This window comes from Collinsella sp. CLA-ER-H7, from assembly GCF_040092345.1.
Lineage (GTDB): Bacteria > Actinomycetota > Coriobacteriia > Coriobacteriales > Coriobacteriaceae > Collinsella.
This window is the reverse complement of record NZ_JBBNLT010000001.1, coordinates 77407-101087: the sequence shown is the minus strand read 5'-3', so window position 1 is coordinate 101087 and position 23681 is coordinate 77407. Positions and strand designations below refer to the sequence as shown.

Annotated in this window: 20 protein-coding genes, 1 other RNA gene and 1 pseudogene; 17 read left to right on the top strand and 5 right to left on the bottom strand. The window is 60.2% G+C overall.

Annotation, left to right across the window (positions count from 1 at the left end):
• Window positions 1-335: 335 nt before the first annotated feature.
• Window positions 336-740: a nucleoside-diphosphate kinase gene (gene ndk / locus AAAX75_RS00445; RefSeq protein WP_349090768.1), complete on the top strand. Its 405-nt coding sequence runs from the start codon at window positions 336-338 to the stop codon at window positions 738-740.
• A 152-nt stretch (window positions 741-892) separates the two neighbouring features.
• Here the strand turns inward: ndk and rpiB are convergent, their stop codons facing one another.
• On the bottom strand, window positions 893-1360 hold the full coding sequence (rpiB, locus tag AAAX75_RS00440; protein WP_035138007.1) for a ribose 5-phosphate isomerase B: 468 nt from the start codon (window positions 1358-1360) through the stop codon (window positions 893-895).
• Window positions 1361-1631: 271 nt separating this feature from the next.
• Here rpiB and AAAX75_RS00435 point away from each other — a divergent pair, with 271 nt between their 5' ends.
• Window positions 1632-2951 carry an L-serine ammonia-lyase, iron-sulfur-dependent, subunit alpha gene (locus tag AAAX75_RS00435; RefSeq protein WP_349090767.1) on the top strand — a complete coding sequence of 440 codons (1320 nt, stop codon included), beginning with the start codon at window positions 1632-1634 and terminating at the stop codon, window positions 2949-2951.
• 248 nt (window positions 2952-3199) lie between these two features.
• On the opposite strand, the gene AAAX75_RS00430 is transcribed toward AAAX75_RS00435, so the two are convergent.
• Complete coding sequence (locus AAAX75_RS00430; RefSeq protein ID WP_349090766.1) at window positions 3200-3958, bottom strand: HAD family hydrolase; 759 nt, start codon at window positions 3956-3958, stop codon at window positions 3200-3202.
• A gap of 315 nt (window positions 3959-4273) precedes the next feature.
• On the opposite strand from AAAX75_RS00430, the gene rpsA reads away from it, so the two are divergent.
• The 3 genes from rpsA to AAAX75_RS00415 all read left to right on the top strand — a co-directional run bounded on the left by rpsA (window position 4274) and on the right by AAAX75_RS00415 (window position 6846).
• Window positions 4274-5440 carry a 30S ribosomal protein S1 gene (gene rpsA, locus AAAX75_RS00425; RefSeq protein ID WP_022095232.1) on the top strand — a complete coding sequence of 389 codons (1167 nt, stop codon included), beginning with the start codon at window positions 4274-4276 and terminating at the stop codon, window positions 5438-5440.
• 327 nt (window positions 5441-5767) lie between these two features.
• Window positions 5768-6129: RNase P RNA component class A (gene rnpB / locus AAAX75_RS00420), an RNA gene on the top strand.
• 78 nt (window positions 6130-6207) lie between these two features.
• Window positions 6208-6846, top strand: a complete 639-nt coding sequence (locus AAAX75_RS00415; protein ID WP_349090765.1) for a YigZ family protein — start codon at window positions 6208-6210, stop codon at window positions 6844-6846.
• 68 nt (window positions 6847-6914) lie between these two features.
• On the opposite strand, the gene AAAX75_RS00410 is transcribed toward AAAX75_RS00415, so the two are convergent.
• Window positions 6915-7361, bottom strand: a complete 447-nt coding sequence (locus tag AAAX75_RS00410; protein ID WP_349090764.1) for a C-GCAxxG-C-C family protein — start codon at window positions 7359-7361, stop codon at window positions 6915-6917.
• 231 nt (window positions 7362-7592) lie between these two features.
• Here AAAX75_RS00410 and AAAX75_RS00405 point away from each other — a divergent pair, with 231 nt between their 5' ends.
• The 4 genes and pseudogenes from AAAX75_RS00405 to AAAX75_RS00390 form a co-directional block, all read left to right on the top strand.
• Window positions 7593-8876, top strand: coding sequence for an O-acetylhomoserine aminocarboxypropyltransferase/cysteine synthase family protein (locus tag AAAX75_RS00405; protein ID WP_148346077.1), 1284 nt, complete (start codon window positions 7593-7595; stop codon window positions 8874-8876).
• A gap of 141 nt (window positions 8877-9017) precedes the next feature.
• Window positions 9018-10322: an MFS transporter gene (locus AAAX75_RS00400; RefSeq protein WP_349090763.1), complete on the top strand. Its 1305-nt coding sequence runs from the start codon at window positions 9018-9020 to the stop codon at window positions 10320-10322.
• Between the two features lie 160 nt (window positions 10323-10482).
• The gene (locus AAAX75_RS00395) at window positions 10483-11061 is read left to right on the top strand and encodes a xanthine phosphoribosyltransferase (RefSeq protein ID WP_349090762.1); all 579 of its coding nucleotides are present in this window, start codon (window positions 10483-10485) and stop codon (window positions 11059-11061) included.
• Between the two features lie 164 nt (window positions 11062-11225).
• Window positions 11226-11525 (top strand): annotated as a pseudogene (locus AAAX75_RS00390) (peptide chain release factor-like protein); the annotation flags it as partial.
• A gap of 86 nt (window positions 11526-11611) precedes the next feature.
• Here AAAX75_RS00390 and AAAX75_RS00385 read toward each other — a convergent pair.
• Both AAAX75_RS00385 and AAAX75_RS00380 read right to left on the bottom strand, forming a co-directional pair.
• Window positions 11612-12574 carry a diacylglycerol kinase family protein gene (locus AAAX75_RS00385; RefSeq protein ID WP_349090761.1) on the bottom strand — a complete coding sequence of 321 codons (963 nt, stop codon included), beginning with the start codon at window positions 12572-12574 and terminating at the stop codon, window positions 11612-11614.
• Between the two features lie 87 nt (window positions 12575-12661).
• Window positions 12662-14083, bottom strand: a complete 1422-nt coding sequence (locus AAAX75_RS00380) for a chloride channel protein (protein ID WP_349090760.1) — start codon at window positions 14081-14083, stop codon at window positions 12662-12664.
• A 210-nt stretch (window positions 14084-14293) separates the two neighbouring features.
• Between AAAX75_RS00380 and glp the strand changes: the two genes are divergently transcribed.
• The 8 genes from glp to AAAX75_RS00340 all read left to right on the top strand — a co-directional run bounded on the left by glp (window position 14294) and on the right by AAAX75_RS00340 (window position 23670).
• On the top strand, window positions 14294-15556 hold the full coding sequence (glp, locus tag AAAX75_RS00375) for a gephyrin-like molybdotransferase Glp (RefSeq protein ID WP_349090759.1): 1263 nt from the start codon (window positions 14294-14296) through the stop codon (window positions 15554-15556).
• A gap of 10 nt (window positions 15557-15566) precedes the next feature.
• Entirely contained in the window at window positions 15567-16046 is a 480-nt protein-coding gene (locus tag AAAX75_RS00370; protein ID WP_349090758.1) for a MogA/MoaB family molybdenum cofactor biosynthesis protein, read from the top strand.
• A gap of 203 nt (window positions 16047-16249) precedes the next feature.
• Window positions 16250-17119: a molybdate ABC transporter substrate-binding protein gene (gene modA, locus AAAX75_RS00365; RefSeq protein ID WP_349090757.1), complete on the top strand. Its 870-nt coding sequence runs from the start codon at window positions 16250-16252 to the stop codon at window positions 17117-17119.
• Window positions 17120-17187: 68 nt separating this feature from the next.
• Window positions 17188-18630, top strand: coding sequence for a molybdate ABC transporter permease subunit (gene modB, locus AAAX75_RS00360; protein ID WP_346979083.1), 1443 nt, complete (start codon window positions 17188-17190; stop codon window positions 18628-18630).
• Window positions 18631-18633: 3 nt separating this feature from the next.
• Window positions 18634-19704 (top strand): ATP-binding cassette domain-containing protein, encoded by a 1071-nt coding sequence (locus AAAX75_RS00355; RefSeq protein ID WP_346979082.1) that lies wholly within the window; start codon window positions 18634-18636, stop codon window positions 19702-19704.
• Between the two features lie 444 nt (window positions 19705-20148).
• The gene (locus tag AAAX75_RS00350) at window positions 20149-21432 is read left to right on the top strand and encodes a double-cubane-cluster-containing anaerobic reductase (protein ID WP_349090756.1); all 1284 of its coding nucleotides are present in this window, start codon (window positions 20149-20151) and stop codon (window positions 21430-21432) included.
• A 154-nt stretch (window positions 21433-21586) separates the two neighbouring features.
• On the top strand, window positions 21587-22750 hold the full coding sequence (locus AAAX75_RS00345) for a double-cubane-cluster-containing anaerobic reductase (RefSeq protein WP_349090755.1): 1164 nt from the start codon (window positions 21587-21589) through the stop codon (window positions 22748-22750).
• Window positions 22751-22905: 155 nt separating this feature from the next.
• Window positions 22906-23670, top strand: coding sequence for an acyl-CoA dehydratase activase (locus AAAX75_RS00340; RefSeq protein ID WP_349090754.1), 765 nt, complete (start codon window positions 22906-22908; stop codon window positions 23668-23670).
• The last annotated feature ends 11 nt before the right edge of the window (window positions 23671-23681 follow it).

The following is a 23681-nucleotide window of genomic DNA, read 5'->3' as shown; positions in this document are numbered from 1 at the left end:
TACGGGCGCCTACTGATGTAGGCGCCCGTATTTTGTTGCTATGGGGGAGGGGCTTGTCGAGAACTTCTGTAGGACCTTTGGGCAGGTTGTGAAGGGGATACGTTCGCGGGCGGCAACCGACCGCCTGCTCTGTTCGATGTGGTTGATGAGCGGTCGGATGGTACTCTAATCGGGCTTCGAAACAGAAGTGACACATATGGAGCGCTTTAATAAATTGCAGCGTTTCAATAAACAGCTTTTTGTTTAACTGCAGCTAAAACTCTGTTACGATGCAGTCCAGGCGGGTGCCGGAATGGGACTTGGGCACGCGCGAACCTACTTGAAAGGCTACTTTTATGGCTATCGAGAAGACCTTCATCATGATTAAGCCCGACGCGGTGCGCGATCGCAAGATCGGCGAGATTGTTGCTCGCATTGAGCGCAGCGGCCTTGTCATCGAGCGCATGGAGATGACCACGCTCGAGCGCGCTACCGTCGAGGAGCACTACGCCCATCTGGCCGACAAGCCCTTCTTTGGCGGTCTCTGTGACTTTATGACGAGCGGTCCGGTCGTCAAGATGGTCGTTTCCGGTCTCGCCGCTGTTGCTAAGATGCGCACCCTCATGGGCGCTACCAACCCGCTTGATGCTGCCCCCGGCACCATTCGCGGCGACTTCGCTGTCGATGTCAACGCCAACGTGATCCACGGCTCCGACTGCCTGGAGAACGCCGAGATCGAGATCAAGCGCTTCTTTGGCTAAACCAGCTTTGACTCCTTAAAGCTGTTAGCGTGTGGCTTTGGCGCCGCGGAATTCCATCCGCGGCGCCCTTTTTATTCCAAAATCTATGAAGGGGCCCGCTCGGACATGTGTTCCGAGCGGGCCCCTGCTGTTAGCTTGTGGCACTGAATAGTTTAGGCTTCGTCGACGATCTTAAGGCCGCGCGTGTGATCGATCTCGTTGAGGAGGTTAACGCGGCGCTCGTGACGACCACCCTCAAACTCGGCGTCGAGCCACTCGTCGACAATCATTTTGGCGAGCTCGGAGCCCACGACGCGGGCGCCAAAGGCGAGCACGTTGGTATTGTTGTGCATGCGGGAGAGCTTGGCGCTGAAGGGCTCGGAGCACACAACGGCGCGTACGCCCTCGACCTTATTGGCGGCCAGGCTGATGCCGACGCCTGTACCGCAGATCAGGATGCCCAGGTCGACGTCACCGTTGGCCACGGCCTTACCCACCTTGTAGCCGGCGATGGGGTAGTCAAAGCTCTCGGAGGTGTCGGTGCCAAAGTTCACGACCTCGCAGCCGCGCTCCTTCAGGTGCTCGGAAATGATGTTCTTGAGCTCGACGGCGGCGTGGTCGTTACCGATACCGATCTTCATGGATGGTTCCTCTCTGGTCTGTGCGGCGCAAATGCTAAAGGTGTTTACCGCGTTCGACTGCATGATAGCGCGACTTTTGCGTAAACGCTCGGGCGTTTTTTGGTCAAACGCTTTAGCATGCAACAAGACCGGCTTCTCATGAATGAATGCTGTCAGTTTGTGCTTGAGCGCCGTCCGCCGGAACCATGGTTGCGGTTTTTGATGCATTGTTATCAAATAAAGGAGCTAACTTTTTTGAGAGCCCAGCCCGTTATGCAAGCAGGAGATACCTATGCCTACCGATTCCATCCGTGATGCCGCGTTTTGCGATGTTCTGAACCGCGAACTTGTCTGTGCACTCGGCTGCACCGAGCCCATTGCCGTTGCCTATGCAGCGGCGCTGGCGAGCCAGACGCTCGGTTGCGAACCCGATCATATGGATGTTGCCTGCTCAGGCAACATCATCAAGAACGTTAAGAGTGTGACCGTGCCCAACTCGGGCGGTATGCACGGTATTGAGGCCGCGACCGTGCTGGGTGCCGTGGGCGGCGACGCCAAGAGCGCGCTCGAGGTGCTTGAGAGCGTTAACGATGAAGACCGTGCACGCGTGGCCGAGCTCCTCGCCGACGCCGGCTACTGCGATGTGTCGCTTGTCGAGGGTGTGCCCAACCTCTACATCAAGGTGACTGCGACGGCCGGGGGCCATACCGCGGTCGTCGAGATTACCGACCACCACACCAATGTTACGTGCCATACCCTCGACGGTATTCCGGTGTGCGGCAAGTCGGCGGGGGAGTGTGCCGCCTGCGCCGAGCGCGTCGTGGCCGAGCGGGCGGCAGATAACGCCGATACGCCCATGTCGATCGAGACCATCATCGACTTTATCGAGGACGGTGACATTGAGGACGCCCGCGCTGCCGTTGAGCGTCAGATTGAGCTGAACGGCGCGATCAGCGCCGAGGGCCTGGCGCACGCTTGGGGTGCCGAGGTGGGCCGCACACTGCTGGGCGCTCGTGCCGATGACGTTGCCTGCCGTGCCCGTGCCCGTGCGGCCGCCGGGTCCGACGCCCGTATGAACGGCTGCGCGCTGCCGGTCGCCATTGTGTGCGGCTCGGGCAACCAGGGCATTACCTGCGCACTGCCCGTTATGGAGTATGCCGAGTACCTGCGCTGCGACCACGAGCGCCTGGTGCGCGCCGTGATGCTGTCCGATCTTATCGCCGTGCATATCAAGAGCTATATTGGTGCGCTTTCGGCGTTTTGCGGTGCTATTTGCGCCGCGTGCGGCGCCGGCGCCGCGATTACCTGGCTGTGCGGTGGCACGCGCGAGCAGATTGGCGCCACGGTCTCGAACACGCTCGGCAACGTGGGCGGCATCGTGTGCGATGGCGCCAAGGCGAGCTGCGCCGCCAAGATCTCGGCTGCCGTCGATGCGGCGATTCTGGGCCATGATATGGCCATGCAGGGTCGCGGCTTCCGTGCCGGCGAGGGTCTGATCCAAGATACCGTCGAGCAGACAATCGCCAGCATGGGCTACGTAGGCCGCGTGGGTATGAAAGATACCGACGTCGAAATCCTCAACATCATGATCGGCAAAACCCAGGTTTGTTAGTTACGCGGTTTTACCAAACCGCGTAACCAGTCGACGCTGCAAGCCCGCCAGAGCGGCAATCTGCCTTTCAACTTCGGCGGCATGACCAGAAGGTCAATGCCGCCTTGTTTCAAGGCACTTTGCTCGCTCTGGCGGGCTTTCGCTGTCGTTGCCAAAACATCGGCGCCATCTTTGTAATGTGAAAAGGGGCTGAACCTTTGTCACATTCGGTCTGCGGCGTTATTTTGTTTGGAGCGAGCGAGGGGGTTCTATGACAGTTCGTCGGCTATTTGGTGCTCGTAGAAGGCCTCGATTACGGCGTTAAAGTCGCGGGCGAAGTCTTCCATGGTTCCGCGCCAGGTGGCTCGGCTGGGCTTGCCCTGGCCCACAAAGGCGGTTTGGATGCCGCAATCGGGGGACGGGAAGTCGCGTTTGGGATCGTTGCCCACCATAAGGACCTCGTGTGGCTCGAGCCCCATCACCTGAAGCTGCTCTAGATAGTAGGTGGCATCGGGCTTGCAGCGGGTGGTGTTTCCCATGTGCGTCACGAGTTCAAAGGGGGCGTCGGCCAGGTCGCCCCAGCCCATGCGGCACTCGATGGCCCCCTGGGGAAAGCTGGGGTTGGTAAAGAGCGCGCAACGCAGTCCAGCGTCCTGTACGGCCTGGAGCGCGGCGTGCGCGCCCGGCATAGCGTGGGCGTTAATGACCTCGTCGTTCTTGTACGGAAGAATTTCGCGGTCATAGTAGGTAAACGCCTCGTAGATGAGGGGATCGGAGAGGCAGATCCCGCATCGGCGCTCGACCTCTTCTTGGTAAAACTCAAGATTGGTGCGGTTGTCCGTGCCGCTGCGGCGATTGGCGTTGAGGTCGACCAGGATGGTGCCGAGGCGCGCCATCGTGCCACCGCGGCTGCGGCGCCCGATATCCGCGAGCATCGAAGAGACATCCTTAAAATAGCGAAGGATGAACGCGTTGAGGTTGATGCTGAGAAGCGTTTCGTCCATATCGAAAACGACTGCTTTGAGCACGCGGGCACCTTTCTCGAAAAATCGATCTAGAATCGTTGGCTCCAGATACTTTACCCCAAAGCCAAATGCCTGGCTGGTTATCGTCAAGTTGCGGAGACGTGTGTTCATAAGATTACGAAAAAGTCTCCACACGAGTAAAAAATCGCAGTTCACGCTTGAAATCGAACTCATTTCCCCGTAACCTATACGAACGTGATTGCATAAGCGTCACATTAGTATCTGTCGGCTCCCGAGTGTTCCTAAACGTTGTGTGCTTGTCGCACCCTTCTGTAGGTCCTAGCAATCGGGGCCCCGTAGTTCGAAAGGGGTCCACCTTTGAGTGAGATTCAGAACTCGTCCATTTTCTCTCTTGACGATGTCAACGAGGAGGAGATGAACAACCTCATCGACGGTACGATTACCGACTTTGATGAGGGCGATCTCGTTAACGGCACTGTCGTTAAGATCGAGCATGACGAGGTGCTCGTTGACATCGGATTCAAGTCCGAGGGCGTTATCCCGGTCCGCGAGCTGTCCATCCGCAAGGACGCTAACCCTGCAGACATCGTTGCACTCGGTGATCCCATCGAGGCTCTGGTTCTCCAGAAGGAGGACAAGGACGGTCGTCTGGTCCTGTCCAAGAAGCGTGCCGAGTACGAGCGTGCTTGGAACCGCATCGAGGAGAAGTTCAACTCCGGCGAGAACGTCGAGGGCGAGGTTATCGAGGTTGTCAAGGGCGGCCTGATTCTCGACATCGGCCTGCGTGGCTTCCTGCCCGCTTCCCTCGTCGACCTCCGTCGTGTCAAGGACCTCACCTCCTACATGGGCACTCGCATCGAGGCCCGCGTCATCGAGATGGACCGCAACCGCAACAACGTCGTCCTCTCCCGTCGCGTCGTGCTCGAGGAGTCCCGTAAGGCTGAGCGCTCCGAGATCCTGTCCAAGCTCAAGTCTGGCATGCGTCTCCAGGGCACCGTTTCCTCCATCGTCGACTTCGGCGCCTTCGTCGACCTCGGCGGTATCGACGGCCTCATCCACATCTCCGAGCTCTCCTGGAACCACGTCAACCATCCTTCCGAGGTTGTCAAGGTCGGCCAGGAGGTCGAGGTCGAGGTTCTCGACGTCGATCTCAACCGCGAGCGCATCTCCCTGGGTCTCAAGCAGACCACCGAGGATCCGTGGCGCGCACTGGTCAAGAAGTACCCCGTCGGCGCTATCGTCGAGGGCACTGTGACCAAGCTTGTCCCGTTCGGCGCTTTCGTCGACCTGGGCGAGGGCATCGAGGGCCTGGTGCACATCTCCGAGATGGCCAACAAGCACGTCGATCAGCCTTCTCAGGTCACCCATGTGGGCGACAAGGTTCAGGTCAAGGTCATGGAGATCGACCTCGACCGTCGTCGTATCTCCCTGTCCATGAAGTCCGCTGCTGAGACTCTGGGCGTCGAGATCGAGGTTACCCCGCTTCCTTCCGAGAAGAAGGACGAGGAGACCGACGCCGAGTAAATCGGTTTGACGATCACTTGTTTTAAGGGATCCGTCCGCAATGGACGGATCCCTTTTTGCAATTGGTGCCGAGATGCATGATGCTGCCCATGCTGTCTGCAGGCTATTTGGTTGTCGGTGCATGAAAAAATGCCGACATCCCGCCTCGGGGAGGAGGCGGGAACGCACCGAGTAGACGGAGGGGTGCGGAGCGCGGCCGCGTCTCGACTGACGACGTTGCCCATCGACAACCCTATTGTACTGCATGGCGTGGTTCTTGGTTTATCGTGTCGAACGCTTGTGTTGTGCCATTGCCTGCGGCAACGGTGTGCTACACTCTTGCACTGCTGAGTGGGCCAGACGGTCGCGCGATGTGCTGCTTGCAGCACGCGTGAGGAAAGTCCGGGCTCCAGAGGGCGGGATGCCGGCTAACGGCCGGGCGGAGTGATCCGACGGAAAGCGCCGCAGAAAAGAAGACTCCCACCTGCGCCGCAAGGCGTAAAGGGAAAAGCTGAAACGGTGGTGTAAGAGACCACCAGCGTCGTGGCAACACGGCGGCTTGGCAAGCCCCATCCGGAGCAAGCGCGAATAGGAACGCTATGGGCCGGCCCGGTCCGCGTTCGGGTAGCGTGCGTGGAGCTGCATGGTAACGTGCAGACAAGATAAATGACCGTTCACGACAGAACCCGGCTTACAGGCCCACTTGGCATTTTTGTTACCCTGACAATCGGTACGGCCTTTGCCGTATTATTGAGGCTGTTTGTTGCTTTGCTTGTTGTTGAGGGGCTTTGTTGGACAGCTATTTTACTCTGCAATCGAATATTGAGGCTTCGGGCGAGTTTTTGGACCGCAAGAGCCGGTTTATTGCCCAGCTGGTCCATATTGAGTCCGAGGACGAGGCGAATGCCTTTATCGAGATGGTTCGCAAGCGTCATTACGACGCTCGACACAATGTTCCCGCGTGGATTTTGGTCGATGGACGCGAGCGCCAGAGCGATGATGGTGAGCCGAGCCGCACGAGCGGCATGCCGACGCTCGAGGTGCTGCGCGGTGCGGGGCTCAAAAATGTTTGCTGCGTAGTGACGCGCTATTTTGGTGGCACGCTGTTGGGGCCTGGTGGCTTGGTACGCGCCTATACCGCGGCGACGCAGGCGGCGGTGGCCGCGGCTCAGGAGGCCGGGCAGATCGTCGAGATGACGAGTGTCGTGCCTGTTGACGTGCATGTGACCTATCCGCAGTATGAGCAGGTGCTTCGTTTGGCGCAGGATTCGGGTGCCAAGGTTTCGAATACCGATTACGCGGATACCGTGACGATTCATTTGGTGTTCAAAGCGGGGGAGCAGGAGTCGTTTTGCGCTAAGATGCGCGAGCTTATGGCGGGGCGCGAGGAGATTGAGGTCGGCGCTCCCGAGTTTGCCGAGTTCTAACGGCGACGGCCGGCGTGCTTTTGGATGGATTCCAAGTGCGCCGGCCGTCGCTTTTCTGTCGCTGCCGTTTACTCGGCGAGCTGCTTTAGCACATCGCAGGCGATATCGATGGCATCGTCGATGCAGCCGGGGCAACTGCGGAGCGGACCCTTATCCGATCCGATGCCCTTGAGCGTGCCGCAGACGGTCGTCGTGTTCTTCTCGCCAAATCGCTTGGCAATCTCGCGCGACAGCTTGTAGGTCTGGCCCTTAGTCTTGGGGTTTTCCATGCCGTCGCTCATTACAAAGCCCATGATGGCAACAGCGCCCGAAATGGCGCCGCAGGTTTCGGTCATGCCGCCCATGCCGGCGCCAAAGCCCTCGGTGAGGGTAAAGGCGGTCTGGGGGTCGAGCCCGACGGCAGGTGCGAGCGTGCAGGCGACGGCCTGTGCGCAGTTGAAGCCACGGGCGTGGAATTCGGCAGCCTGTGCCTGGCAGGCGATGATGTCGAGCTGAGCCGTATCGATTTGCTTCATCGTTGTCTCCTTGGTCACGGTGTACCCGCCTATGGTACCCGTGACGGTGCATGTAATCCATCGAGAGCTTCATGTATGCCTCATTTTTATCTATCGAATAAATGCCTAAGGCTGAGACGAATGCCCCTGATTCATTTGTCCCATAACCTATCGGCGGGATGGGTTGAGAGGGGTGCGGGGTAGCGGTATCGTGAACCGAATAAAAACAAAACCCAAGTAAGGGAGTTGGATATGAGCGAGCAGACCATCGGTACTACATGTGTTCAGGGCGGCTATCACCCGGGAGATGCCGAGCCGCGCCAGGTGCCCATCTACCAGTCCACCACGTGGAAATACGACACGTCCGAGCACATGGGCAAGCTGTTTGACCTGGAGGAGTCGGGCTACTTCTACAGCCGTCTGCAGAACCCCACGTGCGATCTGGTTGCCGCCAAGATCTGCGAGATGGAGGGCGGCACCGCTGCGATGCTTACGAGCTCGGGCATGGCTGCGAATTTCCTTGCGATCTTTAACGTGGCCGGTGCCGGCGATCATGTGGTCGCGAGCTCTGCCATTTACGGCGGTACGTATAACCTGCTCGCCCACACCATGGGCCGCATGGGCCTGACCTGCACGTTCGTTGCCCCCGACTGCACCGATGAGGAGCTGGAGGCAGCCTTTGAGCCCAATACCAAGCTTGTCTTTGGCGAGACGATCGCCAACCCCGCCCTTGCCGTGCTCGATATCGAGCGATTTGCTAAGGCCGCACATGACCACGGCGTGCCGCTGATGGTCGACAACACCTTCCCGACACCCGTGATGTGCCGTCCCTTTGAGTGGGGCGCCGACATCGTTACGCACTCCACCACCAAGTACATGGATGGACATGCTGCCTACCTGGGCGGTGTGATCGTCGACCACGGCCAGTTTGACTGGATGGCCCATGCGGATAAGTTCCCGGGTCTTACCACGCCCGACGAGAGCTACCACGGCGTGACGTATGCCGAGAAGTTCGGTCGCGAGGGTGCCTTCATTACCAAGGCCACTGCGCAGCTTATGCGCGACCTCGGCCCCATGCAGAACCCGCAGGCGGCCTTCTTCCTGAACAGCTCGCTCGAGAGCCTGCATGTGCGCATGCCGCGTCATTGTGAGAACGGCCTGGCCGTTGCCAAGTTCCTGCAGAGTCATCCCAAGGTACGCTTCGTGAGCTATCCGGGCCTGGAGGGCGACAAGTACTATGATCTCGCTCAGAAGTACATGCCCAACGGTACCTGCGGCGTTGTGAGCTTTGGCTTTAACGGTGGCCGTGCGGCGGCCGAGACCTTTATGAAGAGCCTCAAGCTCGCCCAGATCGCCACGCACGTGGCCGACGCCCGCACTTGCTGCCTGCATCCCGCTAATGCCACGCATCGCCAGATGAACGATGAGGAACTCATTGCCTGTGGCATTTCCGCCGACATGGTGCGCTTGTCGTGCGGCCTCGAGGACACGGCCGATCTGATTGCCGACCTTGAGCAGGCACTCGAGCAGTGCTAGGCTAGCGTGCGTGCGAGGCGTGGGACGGCTTTTCGGCTGACGACGTCCTCATAGTTCCGATTCCGTAGGCGGGACCCCGATCGTGTCCGTTTGTAGGCGATTGGGGTCCCGTTTTTGCGTTGCACGATAGAAAGGATATACATGGAGAAAACTGCCGAGCAGCTGCGCCGCGAACACATTGCCCTAGAGGGCGACACCCACGGTAAGAATAAATGGGCGATTCTGTTCACCGTGCTCGTCATGACCTTTATGGCGTGTCTGGATGCGAGCATCGTGACGGTGGCGCTCCCAGTGATGCAAAAGGAGCTGGGGGTGGGTCTCGACCGCATTCAGCTCGTGAGCTCGGTGTATCTGCTCGCGACGTGCGTCGCCATGCTGCCGTTTGGCCGCTTGGGCGATGTGCGCGGCAAGGTGAATGTGTTCCAGCTTGGTGTAATCGTCTTTACGGGTGGCTCGTTGCTTTGCGGGCTTTCGGCTTCGCTCGAGGTGCTTATCTTGGCGCGTTTCGTGCAGGGCATTGGCTGTGCCGCCGCGATGGCCAACAATATGGGCATCATCACCGAGTCGTTTCCGGCGCGTGAGCGCGGCCGTGCCATGGGCATTCTGGCGACCTTTGTGGCTCTTGGCATGATGTGCGGCCCCGTGCTCGGCGGCGTGCTGGTGGCGAGCTTTCCCTGGGAGAGCATCTTCCTTATCAATCTGCCCATTGGCGTAATCTCGTTTATCGTGGGACTCTATACGCTGCCGCATGTGAAGCCGGAGGCTGGCGAACGCCCTATGCCGTTGACAGAGGCGGCGCGTCGCTGCTTTGCGAGCTCGGCTTTCACGATTAACCTGGCTTGCATGCTTATCGTGTTCGTGGGTATCGGTGCCTCCGAGTTTGTGCTGCCGTTCTACTTTCAGGATGCCCACGGCTTTAGCTCCGATATCTCCGGCCTGTTGTTTTTGGCGATGCCGGTCGTGAATGCCTTTGTGGGCCCGCTTTCGGGCTCGGTGTCCGACCGTGTTGGTTGTGAAGCGCCCACGGCCGTTGGCCTGGGCGTGTACGTGTGCGGTCTCTTTGCGGTGAGCACGCTTGACGAGCACTCTTCCATCTTGATGATTGTGTGCTGCGTCGCGTTTATGTCGTGCGGCACGTCGATCTTCCAGAGTCCCAATAATTCGCTGTATATGGGTTCGGCTCCGCGTGAGGCGCTTGGCTTTGCGGGCAGCTTGAGCAGCTTGGCGCGCTATGCGGGCATAGCGCTGGGTATTACGGCGGCGTCGCGCATCCTGTATGGACAGACGAGCGCGGCGATGGGCAAGACGGTCACGAGCTATGTGGCGGGTCGTCCGGACGTGTTCCTCTTTGGCTTCCGTTTGGTATTCTACGTGCTGATGGCCGTTGCTACCGTGGGCTTTGCGCTCACATTGGTACGTTTGGTGAGGACGCGCACCCGGCATTAGCGTGTTGGGAGGCTGTCTGCCACGAATCGGGCCTATCTACTGGTCTTGCAGCTTTATAGTGCGATGCGGCTTGTGGGGCGGGCGGGGGTCGGTCCGTGGTAGACTATCGAACAACGTTTATTAATCGCGCGGTATCGTTGCCGCGAGAAGGGGTTGCGCCATGCAGGAGCTTGAGGATCGTATTCGCCATGACGGCATCGTAAAGGCCGGTAACGTCCTTAAGGTTGATGCCTTCCTCAACCACCAGTGCGACGTTGAGCTGTTCGACCATATGGGCGCCGAGTGGGCCCGTCTGTTCGAGGGTGTCGAGATCAACAAGATCCTGACGATCGAGGCTTCGGGCATTGGCATGGCTTGCATTGCGGCCCAGCATTTTGGCGGCGTGCCGGTGGTCTTTGCCAAGAAGGCACAGTCCATCAACCTCGACGGCGAGCAGTATGCCACGACCATCTACTCCTTTACCAAGCAGAAGGAGTACCCGGTCATCGTCGGCAAGCGCTTTCTGTCCGAGGGCGATAAGGTCCTGATTATCGACGACTTCCTGGCCAACGGCTGCGCGCTTGAGGGCCTTATCAAGATCTGCGAGGCTGCGGGTGCCGAAGTTGCCGGCATTGGCATCGCCGTTGAGAAGGGCTTCCAGGGCGGCGGCGATAATCTCCGTAAACGCGGCTTCCGCGTTGAGAGCCTGGCCCGTATCGCCGATATGGACTGCGAGAACGGCGAGATCACCTTCGCCTAGGCGCGCAACACAAGCGATTGGTATGCGATGTGACAAAGGGACTGTCCCTTTGTCACATTTTTTGTATGAGGGGAGGTGCTGATATGGATGAGAACAAGATGGAATGGCGCGAGTATGCGCGCTATGCCGAGATGTCGGCCGAGGAGTTGGCGCGCGATTGCGAGGTGCAGGTGTTTCGCGCGACGGGTCCGGGCGGACAGGGCGTGAACACGACGGACTCGGCGGTACGCATGAAACATATCCCTTCGGGGATTGTCGTGACGGCGCGTGAGAGCCGCAGCCAGTTTCAGAATCGCGCGAGCTGCCTGCGTAAGCTGCGCGCTGAGCTTGAGCGTCGCGGGCGTCCACCGCGTCGACGCGTAAAGACCAAGGTGCCTCAGCGCTCTCGCCAGCGCAGGCTTAATGACAAGCACTTCAACGCCATTAAAAAGGCCAACCGTCGCAAACCGGGCAGCGACGAATAGCCTCCTCATAAGTAGCGGTGAAATAGGGACTGTTTTGCGGCTTTAGCTACATAAACAGTCCCTATTTCACCGCAACTTAGGTGGGGTTAGCGGGTGGGATGCCAGACGTGGAGGACGCCGGCAAGGATGTCGACCTCGATGCGCGAGGCGACAACGGGCTCGCCGTCGGCCTGGATGGGGTAGTCGGGCTCCTCAAAGGTGAGCTCGACATGGCGGCAGCGGCGCATGCGAACCGGCGGCAACTTGGTATGGTGGCCGTCCTTGGCCGAAAGAAACATAGGCAGGGCAACCGCACGCGGAACGGGGCCGCAGGCGTAGCAGACGTCGAGTACGCCGTCGCAGGGGTCGGCATCGGGGCAGATGCGATAGCCCGAGCCATAGGTAGGACCCAGCTGAATTGCCATGATGATCGCCCGCACGCGCTCGGCGGGCGCGCCATCAAAGCTGATGGTCATGGGGTAGTTGCGATAGCGCAGGCCAAACTGCTCAAGTCCCGATAGGGTGTAGAGCGGAGCGCCGGCGAGGCCCGTCTTTTTGCGCAGCTCGGTGGTGCCCAGGCCGATGGCGGCATCGATGCCGACCGAAAGCGTTTGGTCGTAGTACTCAACGGTAGCCTCGCCGCTGCCGCTTGCGGGGTTCCATGAGCGAATGCGCCCGATGTCCTGACGCTGCAGCTCGCAGGTGAGCAGCGCGCCAAAATCCTTGCCGGAGAAATCGTCGATGCCGAGCGTTTGGGCAAAATCGTTGCCGGAGCCCACGGGCAGGACGGCAAGAGCGGGGCGGGCGTCCTCCTCTTGCGTCATAAGCCCGTTGACGACCTCGTGAATCACGCCGTCGCCGCCAAGGGCGATAACGGTGCGATAGCCCTGAGCCTGTGCGGCCAGCTCCTTGGCGTGTCCCATGCGCTCGGTCAGCACCAGATCAAACTGGGATGCGCGCGCGGTCATATCCAAAAAGCGTTGCAGGCGCTCGGCAACTTCGCGCGCCGCACCCGACTGGGCGGCTGGGTTGGCGATGATGAGCGTGCGGCCAAAATCAGTTGCGTGCATGGGGCGACTCCCGGCGTATGACGTGACGGTGCGGTCGCGCTCAGGTCGAATTGCCCCCGATTGTGGCTGCACGTCGAATACTTACGTCTACTCTATCAGGTCGTTGTGGCGCTCGATAGCATCCGCTACCGTACCGCCCTCATCCACAATAAGCGAACGGCGCTTGGGCGAGATGATGCGCTGGGCGGGGTACACGCCGCGGTGTCCGGCGGTTAGGTAGCTGATAAAGGCCACGATGACAAAGAACCCGGCTGCCGTGCCGTGGAACAGGTCGATGGCCATCATACAGGTGGTGATAGGCACGTTAAGGCCGGCGCAGAACACGCCGAGCATGCCCAGCGCTGCCAGAAAGCTGGGATCGATTCCGACGAGGCAACCGATCCAGCCGCCGAGCGCCGCACCGATACCAAACAGGGGCGTGACCTCGCCGCCTTGGAAGCCGGCGCCCAGGGTGAGCGCTGTGACGACCAACTTGATGACTGCGTCCGCCAGGGTGGTGTTGCCGGCAAATCCGGCGCCGGAAAGCCACGTGGAAAGGCCGGCGTAGTCCCAGGCGTCGAGGAGGGCATAGGCGGCCAAAACCACGAGTGCACCTATGAGTGCGCGAACAAGGTAATTGGTGATAAAGCGACCGTACAGGCTCTTGACGGTTCGAACTGACCAGGCAAAGAGGCTTGCCGTCAGACCGAAGATAATGGCGCTGATAACAACGATGACAACCGTCCGTGGTGTCATGTTTGGAACGCTGGCGATAACATTCGCCTCGTACTCGGTACCTAGGGCGAGTGATGTAAAGTAGCCGGTAAATGAGGCGACCAGGCAGTAGATGCCCGCCGTGTAGTCGATCTTGCCGATAAAGCACATCTCCATGCCAAAGAAAGCTCCGGCAAGGGGCGAGCCGAATACGGCGCCAAAGGCCGACGAGATGCCGGCGAGCATGAGGTCGTGGTGGTCATGCTTTTTGAGGTGGGCGAGGCTCGAGATGTTGCTGGCGATGGTGCCGCCAATCTGCACCGCGGCTCCCTCGCGACCGGCCGATCCGCCCGTTAGGTGCGTGAGCGTGGAGCAGACGAAGGTGAGGACGGCCATGCGCATATGGATGAGGCGTGTGCCCAGGGCGGAGTCGATGACCAGGTTGTTGCCACGCTTGGCGGCAAGACCGTGGTTTTTGTACACCCATGCGGTGGCAACGCCCACAACGGGAAGCAAGGCGTAGACCCACACATGGTGCTCGCGATAGTCGGTCGCGATATTCAACGAGGCCAAAAACGCCCAAGCGGCAACGCCCATGGCGAGCGAGACGATGACGACGAGTACGAGCAACTTAGCGCTCGCAAGTAGGTTGCGGGCATTGCGGCGCGTGTCGGCAGCCAAGAGATGCTCGGAGCGGGTAAGTTGATGCCTGCCTGCCGTGATGACGTCATTAAGAGAGAAAAAGCCGCCGTCGTCGAGCGGCTGGGAATGATCCTGCGCTTTGTTTGCGCTTTCGGGTTTGTCGTTATGAGCCATACGTTCCTCTTTTAGGTTGCAACGCAAGCATTATAAAACGCGGTAAACGCGACGAGCCGGTGGGTTGGTTTCCATTCTGTTTCGCGGCCTGCAACCGACAGGTGTATTTGCGGGTACAGGCCGAGTCGCGGTCGTGCGTTGGGGGATTATACTGAGACAAGCATAAAGAATTGGCGCCCCTGTTGTGCGCCGTGGCATTAAGAGGTGCATATGGCAGAGAAACTCATTCCACTGGAGGACGCACAGTCGATTGTCATGTCGCACGTTGCTCCGACCGATCTCGTCGAGATTCCCGTGTGGCAGGCGGCTGGTTTTCCCTTGGCCGAGGACGCGGTGGCCGATATCGATATCTCGCCGTTTGCCAACAGCGCTATGGACGGATATGCCGTGCGCTCGGCGGACTTGGTGCAGGCATCTGGCGAGGCACCGGTGACGCTCGACGTTATCGGACACGAGGCCGCGGGCCATGTGTTTGAGGGCGCAATCGGTGCGGGCGAGGCGGTCCGCATCATGACAGGCGCACCGGTGCCCGAGGGTGCCGATGCCGTGGTGAAGTACGAGATCGTCGATGTGCTCGACGGTGACGGCAACGAGGGCTCGCACGTTCGCTTTTCGGCGCCGGCCAAGGTAGGGGAGAACGTTCGCTCTGCTGCCGAGGAGGCCCATGCCGGCGATGTTGTGATGCACGCCGGCGAGGTCGTGGCTCCGGCGGGCGCGGGTCTGCTGGCGAGCGCCGGATACGCGAGCGTGAAGGTGCACGCTGCCCCGCGTGTGGGCATCATCTCGCTGGGCACGGAACTGGTCGCACCGAGTAAGGTACCGGCGCGTGGTCAGATTCGCGATTCCAACTCCTCGGCGCTGATGGCCGAGGCACTCGATGCCGGCGCCGAGCCCGTGTTCTATGGCATCGCGCCCGATGATGAGCAGGCGATTGCCGAGCTGGTACATCGCGCCACGCGAGAGTGCGATTTTGTCATTACGAGTGGTGGCGCCTCGGCGGGCGACTACGACTATGTGACGGCGCTCGTTCGGCGCGAGGGCGAGGTGCTGTTTGACCGCATCTCGATGCGCCCGGGCAAGGCCATCACGTTTGGCTTGCTCGCAGGTAAGCCCTACCTGGGACTTTCAGGCAATCCGGCCGCGGCGTATGTAGGCTTTGAGATGCTCGCCCGCCCGGCGATTCGCAAGATGCGCGGCTTTGCCGAGGGTGCGCGTCCTGTGCAGCAGGCGACGCTCACGCACGGCGTGAAGAAGCGCCAGCATCGCCGCTTCTTCGATCGCGCCACGGTTTTGCGCGACCCCGAGACCGGTGAGCTGTTGGTGACCGAGGCCAAGACGCAGAATTCGGCGCTGCTCGGCACGATGCAGCGGGCCAACTGCCTGCTGCGCATTGACGAAGGGCCGTGCGAGTTCAAGGCGGGAGATGTCGTGGACGTTGTTCGCGTCGACCTGCCTGAGGGAACGGTGCTATAGGAGGAACGCTATGGAGTTGAAGATATCGATCGTGACGTGCTCGGATACGCGCGACCTTGCCCAGGACGAGGCGGGTGCCGCGCTCGAGGAACTCATCGTGGCGCAGGGCTGGACGGTTGCCTCACATGTGGTCGTGCGCGACGACGCCAGCGAGATCGGTGATGCCATTGTGGAAGCCGCCGATGAGTGCCACGCCAACGTCGTGCTCACCTGCGGCGGTACGGGGCTTTCGATGCGCGATGTGACGCCCGAGGCGACGCGTGCCGTCTGCGACCGCGATGTGCCGGGTATTGCCGAGGCAATTCGTGCCTACTCCATGACCAAGACGCGCCGCGCCATGCTCTCGCGCGCTATTTGCATGCAACGAGGTCATACGCTTGTCGTAAACTTTCCCGGTTCTACGAAGGCCGCCCGCGAAAGCTGGGAGGCCATAGCGGACCAGCTGGAGCATGCGGCTCAGATGACAGCGGGCGGCGGACATACCAACTAAGCGGTTTACCTGCGGTGGGGCGACCTTATCGGTCGCTCCGCTTTTGTTTTCCGCCGAAGCGACACCGAGGTGCACGGTAACTTGAAACTATATTCTCTGGAGAGAATAATTTCTCATAATCATTATTCGCGCAGAAGTATAATCTGATTGCAGATTAAAGCCCGCGTTGGGGTACCCGGGCACAAGATCCGAAAGGGTTGAATATGTTCGATATGGTTTCACGCCGCGGTTTTGTCTCGCTTTCTGCTGCCGCCGGCCTTGGCCTTGCCGGCTGCTCGGGCAACAAGACGTCCGAGCCCGCTGGTTCCGATGCCGGCTCCGCCAAGTCTCCCTCTAAGAAGAAGGCTGTCGAGCTGCAGGTTTTCGCTGCTAACTCCCTCGAGAAGGCCCTTCCCGAGGTCCAAGAGCTCTACGCCGACCAGACCGGCACCACCTTTGCCGATACGCAGTTTAAGGCGTCTGGCGACCTTGTCGAGCAGATGCGCGCCGGTGCCGCCGTCGACGTGCTCATCACGGCTTCCAAGGGCACCATGGACGACGCCGAGGCCGCCGGGCTCGTCGACGCCGACACCCGTGAGGACATGTTCGTCAACGACCTTGTGATCATTCGCGCCGAGGGCTCCGACACCAAGATCGAGGCCATCGCCGACGTCGCGAACCTGGACGGCAAGATCGCCATTGGCGACGCCAAGACCGTCCCCGCCGGCAAGTACGCCAACCAGGCGCTGGCTTCCGTGGGCCTTTATACCGGCACCGAGGGCGACGACGGCGAGTATGCGCCCGAGATCGCCGACAAGGTGGCCCTGGCCGACAAAGTTGGTACCGCCGCCGCCTATGTGTCCACGGGCGACTGCGTGGCAGGCTTTGTCTACAGCTCCGATATCTTCCGCTACGACGGCATCGAGGAGGCCTTCGTGTGCCCCGAGGATTCGCACAAGCCCATCGTGTACCCGGGTGCCGTTGCCGAGAGCTCCGAGCATGCCGACGAAGCCAAGGCGTTCATCGATTTCTGCCTGACCAACAAGAAGGCTCAGAAGATTTGGGCTAAGTACGGCTTTGAGCTTTCCGCGTAGTGCGGCTTGGCGCGATAATTCCATCGTTTTGTGTTTCACTCCGTCCTTGTATTCGCTTGGAGCTTTTCGTGCTTAATAGATTCCGCATGCTTGTCGCCTGTGCTTTGACCTTCGCGCTTTGCTGGGTGCCGGGATTTGCGTTTGCTGGGGACGCTGAGGACGGGGCCCAGGTTGCTGCGACCGCTCATGGGCTTTCCTATGGGATCGAGGGTTTTGAGCGGCTGGCCAAGGGGACCGCTCGTGCCATGGAGGGCCAGCCTGAGGGCTACCGGTTTCCCGTTGACGAGGACGTGGACCTTGTGGTGGCGCCTGCTGCCGATCGCGTTGTGGTGTGGATATCGCCCAAGGCGGTCGAGAAGTATGGATTGGATCCGCAGGACAACGAGTGCGTATCGGGTCTCAAGGCCCTCGTCTGTAAGCTCGACAGCGCAAACTGCATGGGAGGTGCGCAGCTGGGGGACGTGGATCTTCCTTGGTATGTCACGGCGGAAACAACGTTTGATTCCGGCGGGTATACCTATGGCTTTGACGAGCGCGGTGCGGATGGGGACCGCTATGTGGTGATTGCATCAGCCTCGGGTGATGCCAAGGGCGGCGCGCGTTGGCTTGATAGCGCTCAAATGGTAGAAGCATCGTCTGTCGTATTGCGGGATGAGCAGGGGCCCTGGACCTCTCTGACCTCCTTTTTGTGCGACATCGACTATCGCCCGTTTTGGGTGTCCATAAAAACGAGCGGCCTTGCCCTGCTGATCTCCTTTGCGCTGGGCCTGTTCGCCGCGTGGAAGACTATGGGTACCTCGAGTCGCATCAAGGGCCTGCTCGACTCGGTCTTTACCATCCCTATGGTGCTGCCGCCCACGGTCTGCGGCTTTCTGCTCCTCATGCTGTTTGGCCGCTCGACCGGGGTCGGTCGGTGGCTTATTGCTCGCGGCGTCTCGATCGTCTTTACCTGGCCCGCGGCGGTGATATCTGCCGTGGTGGTGTCGTTTCCCCTGGTCTACCGCACGGCGCTCGGTGCCTTTGAGAGCCTTGACACGCAGATGCTCGATGCGGCGCGAACCCTGGGCTGGTCCGAGCGTCGCATCTTCACCAAGCTTATGATGCCGCTTGGCTGGCCCTCGATTGCCGCCGGCACGGTGCTCGCCTTTGCCCGCGCGATGGGCGAGTTTGGCTGCACCCTGTTCTTTGCGGGCAACTATGCCGGCATTACGCAGACCATTCCCATTGCGATTTACTTTGAGTGGATGGGCGGCAACACCTCGGTGGCCCTCTTTTGGGTCGCCGTTGTGATTGCGTTCAGTTTCCTGGTCATCCTATTCATCAACATGTACACGGCGCATTCGCAAAAGTATCGCGAGCGGGGCCTTTCCCGTGCGGAGCGCAAGCGGATCAAAGATCTTGCCGGACAGGGCGATTCGCTCGACCCGGCGGGCGGCGATGCCTTGCGTATCGATCGCGAGGCGCTGGCCGAGCTCATGCGCGATGATGCCGCTTTGCAGGGAGGTCGATAGGCCATGTCGCTCGTTCTGGATATCAAAAAGCGCTATCCCGGGTTTATGCTCGACATGCAGCTTGAGGCCGGCGAGGATCGTGTGGCGCTGCTCGGTGCCTCGGGTTGCGGCAAGAGCTGTACGCTGCGCTGCATTGCCGGTGTGGAGACGCCCGACGAGGGCAAGATCGTCGTCAACGGCGTGACCTTTTTTGACTCGGCGGCGGGCATCAACCTGTCGCCCCAGGAGCGAAAATGCGCCCTGCTGTTCCAAAACTATCAGCTGTTTCCCAACATGACGGTGGCCGATAACGTATGCGCCGGTGTAAAGGATGCGGGCGACGCCGCCGCGCGCAAAAAGCTCGCCGAGCGCTATCTGGGCATTTTCGGTCTGTCCGATTTTGCCGACCGCTATCCCGCGCGACTCTCGGGCGGTCAGCAACAACGTGTGGCGCTTGCCCGCATGGTGGCGGCGCATCCGGGCATTTTTATGTTCGACGAGCCCATGAGCGCACTCGATTCCTATCTTAAGAGCGCCCTCGAACAGAACATGCTCGACCTGTTCGATGTATGCAACCGCACCGTGCTCTACGTGAGCCACGACATCGACGAAGCGTGCCGCCTGTGCGGGCGCATCTGCGTGATGCACGACGGGCATGTGGAGGAGATCGGCTCCGTCGAGGACGTGGTCCGCCGTCCGCAGACGCTGGCGGCACTGCGCCTGACGGGCTGCAAGAACACAAGCCGGGCGCGCAAGATCGGCGACGAAGAAGTTGAGGCCCTCGACTGGGGCATGACCTTTAACGTGGGTCGCGAGGTTCCCGATAATGCAGCGTACCTGGGCATTCGCGCAAGCTACTTCCATGTTGACAATCGCGCGGAGCGGGGACGCAACAGCTATGATTTGCACGTGGCCCGTGTGAGCGATTCGCGCTTTGAGCGGCTGGTGCTGCTGGACGTGCCGCGTGCTGATGCGCCCACGCGTTTGCAGTGGAAGGTGAATAAGGTGAGTGTACCCGTGGAAGAGCTGCCGCAGGCGGGTGAGACTCTGCGCATGCATTTTGATGCAAGCAGGATTCATCTCGTTTGCCGATAATGCGGGGGCGATGCGGTCGAGGAGGTAGTCCTCGACCGCTTTGTTTTCACTTCGCCGTTCGCCGATTTCTACATGACTAAACCTTATCTGTCTGATAATTAATTATCAGACAGTGAGATGCTCACATCTCGACGCTGTCGTACGCATGTCGGCGGTGTTCGTCTGGACGACAACCGTTGATATAGTTACCTTCGACGAGAAAAGGAGGGTGCGCACATGCCGCAGACGACATACATTCGCCGCGTTGCCGCGCGCGCTCTGTATATGGCTCGGAGTCGCATATGAGCAGGTGTGTTCACGGCTCCGGGAGAGACGACGCACAACTAAATAATCGACCGCAAAGCAGGTTCCCTAAAATTCCGGGTTTGAGCACGGCCGGGCAATCGCCGTCCGTCGTGCATCGATACCGCTGTTATCCATTTTTGGTTCGAGAGGGGAACCGTCATGGCTGAAGAATTCGATTTCCATCCGATGTGGGAGAGCCTCGGCATGAATCTTGCCGATCACGACATGCTGCTGGGCGCCGTGGGCCAGATGTACGGCGACATGTTCCTGACGCAGAACAATCGCCCCAAGTCCACGTCCTACCTGGACTTTGTGGCCACCAACATCCACAGCGGCCGTATTAAGGAGATGCTCGACAAGAAGGAGGCCGGCGAGGCCACCAAGATCGTCGGTTCGTTCTGCGTGTACGTGCCCGAGGAGATCGTGCTTGCCTGTGACGGCATTCCCGTTGGTCTGTGCTCGGGTGCCGATTGGGCAACCGATAAGGTCGAGGAGCACCTGCCGCGCAACACCTGTCCGCTTATCAAGAGCTTTGCCGGCTTTAAGCTGGGCGAGGTCTGCCCCTACATTGAGTCGAGTGACCTGGTGGTAGGCGAGAACACCTGCGACGGTAAGAAGAAAGCCTACGAGTTCTTTGCCACGCAAAAGAACATGTACGTCATGGATATTCCCAACGTGCACGACGAGTCGACGCTCGTGACCTGGAAGGCCGAGGTCAAGAAGCTCGCCGCCAAGATCGAGGACGAGTGCGGCGTCAAGATTACGCCCGAGCGTCTGAAGGCTGCCATCCACGCCGTCAATGAGAAGCGCCGCGCCCTGCAGCGCCTCGCTGAGACCCGCGCTGCCGACCCTGCGCCCATCAGCGGTCTCGACAGCCTGCTGACCGTTCAGGCCGCCTTTATGGACGACACACCGCGTCTGACCGGAGCCATCAACGATATGGCGGCTGAGTGCGAGCAGCGTGTCGAGGCCGGCGAGGGCGTGGCACCCAAGGGGACCAAGCGCATCCTGTACACCGGTACGCCCATGGCCGTGCCCAACTGGAAGCTGTTCAACCTTATCGAGAAGGCCGGCGGCGTTGTGGTGGGCGAGGAGTCCTGCACTGGTTCGCGCTATTACAAGGACTTGGTCGATGAGTCCGGTGAGACGGTTGACGAGATGCTCGATGCTATCGCCGAGCGCTACTTTAAGATCAACTGCGCCGTCTTTACGCCCAACGACCAGCGTATGAAGGACATTGTCCAGATGGCCAAGGACCTGCATGCCGATGGCATCGTCGACGTGGCCCTGCAGTTCTGCACGCTCTACGAGATGGAGTCGTTTGCCGTGGAGAAGGCCGCCGAAGAGGCCGGCATCCCGTTTATGCACATCACGACCGACTACGCCGGCGAGGATGCAGGCCAACTGCAAACCAGGATTGAGGCTTTCTTGGAAACCATTTAGGGCTATCCGGTCCAGCGGCTTCCCCAAGCACCCGATCTTGCCGTTCAAACCATCGCTTGCATACCAAAGTACGCGGCGCTCCTCTTTCACGGCAACCTCGGGCACCTGGGAAAGCCGTTTCCTTGGTTGGTTAAAAGGTTTGTTAAGGAGTTATATGTCGGAAAATATTGAGCAGCCGTTGCCGTCCACGTTTGAGGAGTTCAACGAGCAACGCAAGGCGGCGTTTATTCGCGTCAAGGATTATAAGCAGGCGGGTAATCGCCTGGTCGGTTTTCTGTGCAGCTACACGCCGCTCGAGATTATCGATGCCGCGGGGGCTGCGAGCGTGGCGCTGTGCGGCACGTCCGACGAGGTGATTCCCGAGGCCGAGAAGGTGCTGCCGGCAAACCTCTGCCCGCTCATCAAGTCGACGTACGGTTTTGCCTATTCGCAAAAGTGCCCGTTTACGTACTTTAGCGACATGATCATCGGCGAGACCACCTGCGACGGCAAGAAGAAGATGTACGAGCTACTCAACGAGCTTAAGCGCACGCACATTCTGCACCTGCCGCAGGGTCGCGATCGCGCCTACGAGCGTGAGGGCTGGTACGAGGAGTGCCGTCTGCTCAAGGAAGAGCTCGAGAACTTCTACGGCATCACTATCACCGATGACGACCTGCGCGCTGCCGTCCGTCGTCGCAACCGCCTGCGCGCGGCCCAGCTCGAGATGTTTGCGCTTCAGGCCAACCAGCCGGCGGCCATGAGCGGTGTCGACCTGATGAGCACCATGTTTGCCGGTACGTTCAGCTTTGATATCGAGGCTTATACGCAGCAGCTGGAGCAAAAGGTTGCCAAGCTGCGCGAGGCCTACGACGCAGGTGAGCGCCCGGTCGCGGCAGACGCCAAGCGCATTCTGATCACCGGCTGCCCGGTGGGCGGCGTGATCAACAAGATCGGCCGTACCATCGAGTCCAACGGCGGCGTGGTCGTGTGTATGGACGACTGCTCGGGAGAGCGCACGGCGGCCATGATGATCGACCCGGAGGCTCCCGATATCCTGCGCGCGATTGCCGACCGCTACCTGGACATTAACTGCTCGGTCATGACGCCCAACGACGGTCGTATGGAAAACACGCTGGCCATGTGCGAGAAGTACCATGTCGATGGCGTGGTAGAGAGCGTGCTGCAGGCCTGCCACACCTTTAACGTTGAGAGCGCACGCATGCAGGAGGCCGTCGAGGGTGCGGGTATTCCGTATATGAAGATCGAGACCGACTACAGCAACGGCGACATGGGTCAGATCGAGACCCGCATCGCCGCCTTTATCGAAACCCTCTAGCTTCCTCAGGCACCGGATCTTGCCCCTCAAACCGTCGCTTGCGAACCCAAAGTACGCTGCGCTCCTCTTTCGGGGCAATCTCCGGCACCTGAGAAACCTAGAGCTAAGGCGCCTGAACGCGCCGCTACCTTTGATGTTTAGATTGGGAGAGAGCCATGATAGGGATCGGGATCGATATCGGGTCTACGGCGGCTAAGGCTGCTGTGGTCGACGGGGAGGGTTCGGTGGCGTGGACGTGCGTGCAGCCAACCGGGTTCTCCTCGGTCGATGCTTCCGAGCGGCTGCGCGAGGCACTGGCAGCGGCTGGCTACGACGTGGCTGCCGACGACGTGCGCGTGATCGCGACCGGCTACGGCCGTGTCGCCGTGCCCTATGCGCACAAGGTCGTGACCGAGATCACCTGCCACGGCACCGGTGCCGTGCGCCTGTTTGGCGATCACGGCACGGTGATTGACGTGGGCGGCCAGGACACCAAGGTCATTCAGCTTAAAAGTGGCCGCGTGGCCAAGTTCGCCATGAACGACAAGTGCGCTGCCGGTACGGGGCGCTTTTTGGAGATCATGGCCGACCGTCTGGGTATTTCCCAACAGCAGATGGCCGACCTTGCGCGTTCCGGTGAGCCCACCAAGATCAGCAGCATGTGCACGGTGTTTGCCGAAAGCGAGGTCATCAGCCTGATCGGTCGCGGTGAGCCGCGCGAGAACATTGCACGTGGCGTGATCGACAGCGTGGTCTCGCGCGTGGCGACCATGGCCGGGCAGGCCGCGGGCGCCCCGTACTACCTGACCGGTGGCCTGTGCGAGAACGCCTTCGTGGTGGAGCGGTTGGGCGAGCTGCTGGGGTCGCCGGTGACCACCTCGCCCCAGGCTCGCTTTGCCGGAGCGATTGGCGCGGCGATTCGCGCCGCCGCCTTGGCCTAGGGGTGTACCGC

What these genes read in the sequence shown, in the direction of transcription:
- ndk (WP_349090768.1), top strand. Translation starts at nt 336, where the DNA reads ATGGCTATCGAGAAGACCTTCATCATGATTAAGCCCGACGCGGTGCGC.
- rpiB (WP_035138007.1), bottom strand. Translation starts at nt 1,360, where the DNA reads ATGAAGATCGGTATCGGTAACGACCACGCCGCCGTCGAGCTCAAGAAC.
- AAAX75_RS00435 (WP_349090767.1), top strand. Translation starts at nt 1,632, where the DNA reads ATGCCTACCGATTCCATCCGTGATGCCGCGTTTTGCGATGTTCTGAAC.
- AAAX75_RS00410 (WP_349090764.1), bottom strand. Translation starts at nt 7,361, where the DNA reads ATGAAGCAAATCGATACGGCTCAGCTCGACATCATCGCCTGCCAGGCA.
- AAAX75_RS00405 (WP_148346077.1), top strand. Translation starts at nt 7,593, where the DNA reads ATGAGCGAGCAGACCATCGGTACTACATGTGTTCAGGGCGGCTATCAC.
- AAAX75_RS00400 (WP_349090763.1), top strand. Translation starts at nt 9,018, where the DNA reads ATGGAGAAAACTGCCGAGCAGCTGCGCCGCGAACACATTGCCCTAGAG.
- AAAX75_RS00395 (WP_349090762.1), top strand. Translation starts at nt 10,483, where the DNA reads ATGCAGGAGCTTGAGGATCGTATTCGCCATGACGGCATCGTAAAGGCC.
- AAAX75_RS00385 (WP_349090761.1), bottom strand. Translation starts at nt 12,574, where the DNA reads ATGCACGCAACTGATTTTGGCCGCACGCTCATCATCGCCAACCCAGCC.
- AAAX75_RS00380 (WP_349090760.1), bottom strand. Translation starts at nt 14,083, where the DNA reads ATGGCTCATAACGACAAACCCGAAAGCGCAAACAAAGCGCAGGATCAT.
- glp (WP_349090759.1), top strand. Translation starts at nt 14,294, where the DNA reads ATGGCAGAGAAACTCATTCCACTGGAGGACGCACAGTCGATTGTCATG.
- AAAX75_RS00370 (WP_349090758.1), top strand. Translation starts at nt 15,567, where the DNA reads ATGGAGTTGAAGATATCGATCGTGACGTGCTCGGATACGCGCGACCTT.
- modA (WP_349090757.1), top strand. Translation starts at nt 16,250, where the DNA reads ATGTTCGATATGGTTTCACGCCGCGGTTTTGTCTCGCTTTCTGCTGCC.
- AAAX75_RS00355 (WP_346979082.1), top strand. Translation starts at nt 18,634, where the DNA reads ATGTCGCTCGTTCTGGATATCAAAAAGCGCTATCCCGGGTTTATGCTC.
- AAAX75_RS00350 (WP_349090756.1), top strand. Translation starts at nt 20,149, where the DNA reads ATGGCTGAAGAATTCGATTTCCATCCGATGTGGGAGAGCCTCGGCATG.
- AAAX75_RS00345 (WP_349090755.1), top strand. Translation starts at nt 21,587, where the DNA reads ATGTCGGAAAATATTGAGCAGCCGTTGCCGTCCACGTTTGAGGAGTTC.
- AAAX75_RS00340 (WP_349090754.1), top strand. Translation starts at nt 22,906, where the DNA reads ATGATAGGGATCGGGATCGATATCGGGTCTACGGCGGCTAAGGCTGCT.